The organism is Methylacidiphilum sp. Yel (assembly GCF_004421185.1).
Taxonomy (GTDB): domain Bacteria; phylum Verrucomicrobiota; class Verrucomicrobiia; order Methylacidiphilales; family Methylacidiphilaceae; genus Methylacidiphilum.
The window spans coordinates 1-776 of record NZ_LXQB01000035.1 but is presented as its reverse complement, the minus strand read 5'-3'; the positions used below and the strand labels follow the sequence as shown (position 1 = coordinate 776).

Annotated in this window: 1 protein-coding gene and 1 pseudogene; both read right to left on the bottom strand. The window is 42.0% G+C overall.

What is annotated here, in order from left to right; all coding sequences use genetic code 11:
* Positions 1–402 (bottom strand): hypothetical protein (locus tag A7Q09_RS10485; protein ID WP_208526694.1); only part of this gene is annotated, 402 nt, incomplete at its 3' end.
* 178 nt (positions 403–580) lie between these two features.
* A pseudogene (locus A7Q09_RS10480) lies at positions 581–776 on the bottom strand (hypothetical protein); the annotation flags it as partial.

Genomic DNA, 776 nt, shown 5'->3' with positions numbered 1-776 from the left:
ATTAGCCACAAATACAGGGGTACTAGCAGCAGCAGTTAAGGACCCCATGATGTAGGATGGATTCCCCGTGACATCCACGTTTAACACCGGAAAACCACCATTTATAGTTAAAGTGGCACTTTGACCAATATTAAACCCAGGCGCACTTCCTGGAACATTTGTTATGTTCGGTGCAGCTGAACCCCATAGTATGCCTGTAGGTGCAGATACTGTTAACGTTGCTGATCCTAGCACACCTGTATACGTTGGAGCTGTTGAAGGTGTTCCTGATACCCATTGTCCATTTCCAGGTAATTGATTTGAAAACGGGATTGCCCAACCTTTTTGCCCCAGACTTAACCATAGCCCAGCCGCTAAAATTAAAAGCGCCTTGTAGAGTTTTCTTAAGAACTTTCTATTCACTTTAGTTTTCCTCCTTGAATTATTTTTAATTTTCTAGACTCGCTGGAGTGTTATCTAACTTTCTTTTCACTCTGTCAACCAAAAAATAATAAAAAAAATAAAATATTTGCCTATTCCTTCCCTCCTTTATATTGTCCGCATGTTCTCTATTCCTTTTCTAACCGTCAACAAAAAAAAATCAAAAATTTTGTCTTAACACAAACAGAATAGCTGCTCTTCCTCCTGTAGCATAATTCCGCTGATCCACCGGTACATTAATAGACATTATTGGGAAAGCCGCATAGGCGCTAAGAGTCGTCCCATACCGGTGCACAACATCCAATCCTACCCCTACATCCCCCAAATACTGCCAAGCGGGTAAGGCCGCTCCCTCC